Here is a 6,824-nt window from a genome sequence, read left to right on the forward strand (position 1 = left end):
ACCTTTGCGCCCATTATTTTTTTTCCACATTTAGGCTCCAGGCTTGAAATAATCAAAGAGGCGATCGCCTGAATCTGCGCGAATTAATGCTACAACTACATCTGGTAAGGCAGCTAAACTGGGGTAAACCAAATAACGTAGTTCCCAACGGGGGCGGAACTTCTCTCTGTAGGCGTGCAGCCCCTTGAAATTGTAGAAGCGATTCAAATGCCCGTAAAGATAGTGTAATACTTTCTCTAAGCGGCGCGATTCTGGGTTCTCTCCAACTCCCGCAAGGGCAGAAAGGCCGAAATTAAAGCTATCGTAGCCACCCTCTTTAAAATGTTGAAGCAGGGAAATAAATAGAAAGTCCATTGTGCCATTTTCGATGGAGGCGCGATGTCGCATCATGTCAATAGTGGCTTCGTTGAGTTGATACTCCTGGAGAATGTTGGCAAAGGCGCTGATGTTACCTTCGGGATTATGCACCACAGCAATCTCACACTCTCGCAGGTAAGCTTAAACGCCCCGCTACTGCTAACAGAATTAATTCTGACCGAAAAAAGTGAATTAATATCTAACCTTCAAGTAATTGACGTGCAAGTGCGATCGCCTCTAGTCTTGTTGAAACTTTCCCCTCAGCTTGTGCTACGCCAATTTCTCTCAACAGTTGGCCAATAATTGGCGATGCTGGAATATCTAATGCTATAATCAACTCCTTCCCGCTCACTAATGGAGTGGGATGAGCGACCAGATCATCAGGGTTCAGGTAGCGGTTGATCAAAGGTGCCCAAATAAGGCAGCGTTTTGCTTTGGTTTCGACTGCTGTGTGTAGTGGCTTGTCACCAGACATCGCCTCTACCAAAATATCAAGTGCCACAGCTAATACTGTCATCGCGGGAAACACAATATCTGCGTCATGGAAAAAAAAGTATTGTTCTCGCAAAGACATATCAACTACTTGAAGCTGCGGTAACAGTTTCAAAGCAGTGGTTACACCCCGGATTTCGACACGACTATAAGTTAGTTCCTGTAGTTCTATTTCTGCTAACTCTGGATTTGGGTTCACAAGACAAGCAAGTTTGGCAATACCTAACCAAGTGGTTTTGATACTATCACGGACATATTCTTGCAGTTGTGCCCCTAATTGCTGCCAATTTTGCGTGAGTAAGGCAGCTGCTTCGTCAACTGCTGCTAGTTTGAGCAAGCTTTCACGGGTGGCATTTTTGAAGAAAGGGGCAAGTAAACCATCTTCCCAAGCACTTGTAATCCAAGGAGTACCCTGAGAATTGCTGAGTAAATAGCCAATTTCTACCCTAACTCGTTCGGCTGCAACTTTGCTAATATGTGATGCCAAAGAACGAATAGCGGCTTGGGTAGCTGGCTCAATAGTAAAACCTAATTGAGCGGCTTGGCGATAACCTCGCATTAATCGTAAAGGGTCATCTTCTAGGTTCGCAGGTGATACCATTCGCAAAATGCCCTGTTGCAAGTCTGCATAACCTTGCAGAGGATCGATGATTTCTTGGGTATGGGGATTATAAGCGATCGCATTTACTGTAAAATCCCGTCTGTGCAAATCAACTTCTATACTATTTCCTTCTTGCTGGGCAAAGTCAGCCGTAGCGTGGGGAAAAACCACACGCGCAATTTGTCGTTCTGCATCGAGTAACACAAAACCAGCTTTGTAATGATGAGCGATCGCTCTCGCTACCTTTACCGCCTTAGATGGTATAACAAAATCTAAATCCAGATATTCGCGATTTCTGCCAAGGATAGCATCTCGGACAGCACCACCTACCATGTAAGCCGGTTGTGGCAAGAATTCCAAGCTGAAAGGCCAATTTTCGGGAGCTAATACCATTTTGGATTTTAGATTTGAGATTTTAGATTGTGTACTCCTACGGACAAGGAAGCTACAGCGCTTGTAAGAGGTAGAGTAATTAAACTTTTGTCAAGAGGGTGCGGGAAAAAGGGATAAATTCTGCTTTGAGACTGGTTTTTGCAGTGCTTTGACTATTCTTAATCCTGATTATCTTTGGCAGCGAAATACTTAATAGTTAAGAGATATTAAACTCTTTGGACGAACAAAACAGAAATAGTTTTATTATTGTAAGAGGATCTATAGCACCCTTAAAATGAGGTTCGTCTATAAGTACCAATAGAACAGAAAACCACACTAAGACCAATCTGGTCTAAAACAAAAGTGAGTTATTGTCACATAAGCAAGTTACAGCCCTAAAGCAAAGGTATCTTGTCAATAAAGGTCATTTCATTATGTTAATCATAAATTTATCAATAGCTGACCTTTATTTATAATTCAGATATCGATATATAGCATAGTATGAAGCCGAAAATACTATTTATATTTTCTGGTTAATTTAGATGCATTTGCGCGGGCTATAACCTTTGTTTGTGCATTTATTAGTGTTTTAACTTTGCTTAAACATTTTTCATCAAAACATAAATAAAAATTACACCTGTCATAAATAGCTCAGTGAGGATAAAAGCATGAACACCAACTTTACAAAAGTAAGTTCGCTGAAATTCAGTCGTATCACAACACTCCTAGCAGTTGGAATAGCAGTTTCTATAGGAGTACCTGCATTGGCGGGTGTTTTATGGGTGAATTACGAAAAGAAAAAAACCAATAATTATATCCCTGTTAATGCTGTTGTAGGTGGCAGCCAGAAAGGATCTAAACTGTATGTTTGCCAAGCGATACATGATAATGAGTATACACCTGGAAAGTTAACTGAGGCTTATAATTGCTATATTCCGTGGGGAAATAAAGAACATCGCTACACAAAGTATCGTGTACTAACGGGAAATAACTGGCGCTGGAGAAATACTGGAGGGAAATTACCTTCTTCTAAAGATAGAGTTTGGGGAGGCAATGAAGATAATGGTGGAAACACATTATATGTTTGTAGAGCCAAGTTAAATAACGAGTATATACCTGGAAAATACTATAACCCGACTAAAACCTGCTACGTATCATACGGTAAACTAGAATACCGATTTACGAAAAACTTCGAGTTTTTAACTGCAAACTAAACTGGATCTTGCTAAATTTTGGTAATCTCAGCTTTAGCTACAAAACTTACGCAAACAGGCAGTAAAAGGCTTGATTTATCATAGGGGCAATTCATGTAGACGCAAAGCGGCTTCCCACATGATATTGCCCCTATAGTCCTAGTGACAAATGTACAATTACCTTAATCTCTCACAGATGAGCTACGAGTAGCATCTTGTAGAGAAAGAATAGAGGCTACGCGTCAATGGCGAGTCCGAATCCCCCACACTGTTGAATTTTGGCCTTTCCTTGCTCCACTTCTGAATTCTGACTTCTGAATTCTTCTTCAAGCATTGTAATAAAAATCAACCCAGCAACTCATGAATAACAGTTGGGCTTACGTTAGATTAACAATAAAGGCCCCTGGAGTTGGTTCTATTATGTGTATTTGCGTGAATTGCCACTATGTAGACAGCTGTGTTACCTATCATGCCGTAGAAGGGCAGCACCAACAGCCTCACTTGACCGAAACACCGAACTTTGATCCGAATGAACCTTCTATCAATGTCAACATTCGGACTAAAGATGATGTAATTGAAATGGAATGGGATGTTGTTGGTTGTCTGAGCTTTAAGCGAGAAACGGGCAAATGGTCGAAGTTGCGTCCTGGTGAATTAGTGCCGACTTGACAGAAAATGATTGGTGTATCTTACAGCTATTTTCAGGTAAATAGACAGGCGGTAGGGGTACAGCATTGCTGTGCCCTTATGTCAAATGTGGTTCAAATACATGATTTCTACTGTAATGAGATTTTGTTCTTCAACGATCGCCAATTCATGGTATGGGCAAGAGATGTCAGGAAAGCGATCGCTATTAGAAAGTGAACAGCATTGGCTCTCACAAATCTTGCAACAAGACCTTTTGACTGATTGTTACTCGGTAGTCTATTCAATTAAGAACCGCTATGTTATATGCTTGAATAAATCACGTTAACTCTATAAAAATAGATATTTTAAATAACTTTGACAACGGAACCAAAAGACTTTGCATTAAATAAATACGCTTTGGCACTACATACCACCACACCAGAATTAGGTTTGGCAATTAGTAATTTTGCAGGCGATACTCGCTCTCAAATTTGGAATTTGGGGCGTGATTTATCTAGTTTAGTACATCAATATCTAATTGAATTTATCAAACCGCAAACTTGGGCAGATTTGTCTTTTATCGCAGTTGCAAAAGGGCCTGGCGGCTTTACGGGAACTAGAATTGGTGTTGTCACTGCTCGTACTTTAGGGCAACAGTTAAATATTCCTGTATTTGCAATTTCAACTTTGGCTGCGGTAGCTTGGGCAGAAGCAGGCAAAAGTCAAAATCCCAAAACTATTGCTGTGGAAATGCCAGCACAACGAGGTCAAATTTTTACTGCTATTTATCAGTTTGAGCCAGATGTTTCTAAATTAAAAGTGTGTTTATCAGATAGAGTGTTGACACCAGAAGCATGGCAGGAAACTTTAGCTAATTGGAACACTAATTATCAGTTGATTCAAGCTCAATCTGGATTAGCAACGACGGTGACAAGTATTTTGGAACTAGCTAATCTCGATTGGCAAGAGGGCAAATTTCCTAATTGGTCAGAGGCTTTGCCATATTATGGGCAGCATCCAGTACAGGATGCATAATGCTTCTAAACTAGTTATAAACATAGCGCTAGGGCGTGTTTTCAAAGTCTTAGATCCCCCCAACCCCCCTTAAAAAGAGGGGCAAAAACTTATCAAAGTCCCCCAATTTATCGGGGGATTTAGGGGGATCTAAAAAGTTAGGAGGCTAAACGAGTAGTTTGAAAACACACCCTAGTCCTAAAACATTGATACCAGACGGCGAGTGATAGAGGTGAAACGTGAGTGTGAAATAGCAAATGCTACAAACAGCGATGGCTGCGCCAACGCCTGCCGTAGGATGCCCGAAGGGCTGTAGGGCGAACGCATTCTCAGAAATTTGCTTACGGGAACTTGTAGTAAGAACTTGTTATCTTTAACACCACAGCTTGATTTACGCTCAAATTTATGCTCTCTCCCTTACCATCATCTCTATTCATACTTATATTAGGACTTGCGATAACTCAAACCTTTGGATGCACAACTCATAAAGATAATTCAGCGATCGCTCAAACTTCACCAAAGCCAGCACCCCAAGAAATTGTGCAACCAGGAGAAGTTCGACCTCTAGCAGGCAAGTTGAATACAATACCTGTTTTTAACAGCAATAGCCCAGAATGGATTAAAACTGAGGGTATTTTACTTTCTACCTTTCCTACAAACGGTAAAAAAGTTCCAGCAGCGCACCTCAATTTTCCCTTTCAGGGACGCTTTGATTTATTCGCCCACCACTACAGCCACACTCCCAAGGATTTACAAACGCTATACCTGGGCGTAATTGTGCATAACCCTGGTAAAAAACCTGTAACACTAGATGTGTTGCAAGCGGCGAGTTATTTGATGCAGGATGCGCCCTTTGTCACCTTACCCCCCTACATAGAAAATAACGATGGTAAGGCTTACTCAGGGCCAGGCGATCGCGCTGTTGGTGATGTACTCCGAGGTATTCGACAAGCTGATTTTCCGACAAAGCTGATAATTCCGCCAGGGCAAAGCCGCATGTTGCTAAATCATCCTATTCCTGTACGGAATCTAGAAAAGCCGGTGAATGGTCGCTCTAGCTTTATGCGGTTGCGTAGTAGCGATCAAGTTTATGCAGCAAGTTTAGCAATGTTTGCCAAGAAAAATTCTGATAATACAGAACGCCAACCCACTCTCGCAGAATGGCAAGCTTTACTAAATACCGGAAACTTGGCCGGGCCGCGAGATAAAACCCCTACTCCTCCAAATGCTACCAGTGGCGTACTGATTTATGGACGTGTAGCTGGTGTTTCTAGTGGTTCCCAATGGCAAGCAAAGTTGGTGGATAATCCCCAAAGCCCAAATCTGACTATTCCCCAGCGTGGCAAAGCAATTTCTTATGCTTTAGACACATTGCTCAGTGGTCGATTAGGCACTCAACAAATCCAAACGGCCAAAATGCTGGTACGTTATCCAGATACGGCTTATGAAGCACATGGTAATTATGGGGTGGAATTTGACACTCCCCGCTCTAAAGAGACGGGGATTCTTGGTTCCCTGACTCGCCGTTAGACAGCAGGCTTGCGCCAACTGCCCAAGAGGGCAAATCTCCCCAAGCGTATCTTCCGGTGTGCCCCACCGTAGTTAATCCAAGTTTAAGAATATTGATACTGGCGTTCACGTCCCTATCTTCTACATAGTTGCAGTGAGGGCAAACATGGGTTCTTGTAGATAGAGACTTCTTCACTTTCTGCCCACAATTAGAGCAATTCTGGCTTGTATTGTGCGGAGAAACGGCAACCGTTACCTTGCCATACTTATGCCCAAAATATTCTAACCATTGACGAAAAGTTGACCAACCAGCGTCAGATATTGATTTAGCTAGATGTCGGTTCTTGACCATGCCCTTCACGTTTAAGTCTTCATAGGCTACCAAATCGTTAGATTGGATGACGGAGTACGCTAATCTTTTGCAATACTCTTTTCGCTGCCTACTTACTCTCAAATGCTTACGCGCATACCTATTTCTAGCTTTGTGGTAGTTGGCTGACTGTGGTTTTTTGGCTTTCTTGCGAGACTTGTTGTATTTCTTGGACTTCTTACGGTTAGCACGATTTAACTGTTTCTCAGACTTACGATAAAACTGGGGTGATGGCTCTACATTACCTTTGTTATCAGCAATGAAATACTTTAATCCCAGATCGATACCT

The 6,824-nt window shown here is 42.0% G+C and carries 7 protein-coding genes and 2 pseudogenes; 6 read left to right on the plus strand and 3 right to left on the minus strand.

The window, feature by feature from the left end:
• Nucleotides 1-30: 30 nt before the first annotated feature.
• A pseudogene (locus tag LC608_RS02795) lies at nt 31-495 on the minus strand (phosphatidylglycerol lysyltransferase domain-containing protein); the annotation flags it as partial.
• A gap of 61 nt (nt 496-556) precedes the next feature.
• The gene (locus LC608_RS02800) at nt 557-1,843 is read right to left on the minus strand and encodes a CCA tRNA nucleotidyltransferase (RefSeq protein ID WP_229552054.1); all 1,287 of its coding nucleotides are present in this window, start codon (nt 1,841-1,843) and stop codon (nt 557-559) included.
• A gap of 647 nt (nt 1,844-2,490) precedes the next feature.
• Here LC608_RS02800 and LC608_RS02805 point away from each other — a divergent pair.
• The 6 genes and pseudogenes from LC608_RS02805 to LC608_RS02825 all read left to right on the plus strand — a co-directional run.
• The gene (locus LC608_RS02805) at nt 2,491-3,036 is read left to right on the plus strand and encodes a DM9 repeat-containing protein (RefSeq protein ID WP_229552055.1); all 546 of its coding nucleotides are present in this window, start codon (nt 2,491-2,493) and stop codon (nt 3,034-3,036) included.
• Nucleotides 3,037-3,435: 399 nt separating this feature from the next.
• A complete protein-coding gene (locus LC608_RS02810) occupies nt 3,436-3,684 on the plus strand; it encodes a Ycf34 family protein (protein WP_118167283.1) in 249 nt (82 codons plus the stop codon).
• A gap of 6 nt (nt 3,685-3,690) precedes the next feature.
• Nucleotides 3,691-3,879 carry a hypothetical protein gene (locus tag LC608_RS02815; protein WP_229552056.1) on the plus strand — a complete coding sequence of 63 codons (189 nt, stop codon included), beginning with the start codon at nt 3,691-3,693 and terminating at the stop codon, nt 3,877-3,879.
• Nucleotides 3,880-4,017: 138 nt separating this feature from the next.
• Nucleotides 4,018-4,677 (plus strand): tRNA (adenosine(37)-N6)-threonylcarbamoyltransferase complex dimerization subunit type 1 TsaB, encoded by a 660-nt coding sequence (gene tsaB / locus LC608_RS02820; protein WP_229552057.1) that lies wholly within the window; start codon nt 4,018-4,020, stop codon nt 4,675-4,677.
• 211 nt (nt 4,678-4,888) lie between these two features.
• Complete coding sequence (locus tag LC608_RS37450; RefSeq protein ID WP_374108360.1) at nt 4,889-4,972, plus strand: hypothetical protein; 84 nt, start codon at nt 4,889-4,891, stop codon at nt 4,970-4,972.
• 89 nt (nt 4,973-5,061) lie between these two features.
• Nucleotides 5,062-6,135 (plus strand): annotated as a pseudogene (locus LC608_RS02825) (DUF3370 domain-containing protein); the annotation flags it as partial.
• A 10-nt stretch (nt 6,136-6,145) separates the two neighbouring features.
• On the opposite strand, the gene LC608_RS02830 reads toward LC608_RS02825, so the two are convergent.
• Nucleotides 6,146-6,824, minus strand: a 679-nt coding sequence (locus tag LC608_RS02830; protein WP_229552058.1) for a transposase, incomplete at its 5' end; no start/stop codon positions are given.

The sequence above is a fragment of the Nostoc sp. XA010 genome (assembly GCF_020829625.1).
GTDB lineage: Bacteria > Cyanobacteriota > Cyanobacteriia > Cyanobacteriales > Nostocaceae > Nostoc.

Bases quoted from the DNA above. Each gene is read 5' to 3' on its own strand.
- LC608_RS02800 (WP_229552054.1), bottom strand. From the start codon at position 1,843: ATGGTATTAGCTCCCGAAAATTGGCCTTTCAGCTTGGAATTCTTGCCA.
- LC608_RS02805 (WP_229552055.1), top strand. From the start codon at position 2,491: ATGAACACCAACTTTACAAAAGTAAGTTCGCTGAAATTCAGTCGTATC.
- LC608_RS02810 (WP_118167283.1), top strand. From the start codon at position 3,436: ATGTGTATTTGCGTGAATTGCCACTATGTAGACAGCTGTGTTACCTAT.
- LC608_RS02815 (WP_229552056.1), top strand. From the start codon at position 3,691: ATGATTGGTGTATCTTACAGCTATTTTCAGGTAAATAGACAGGCGGTA.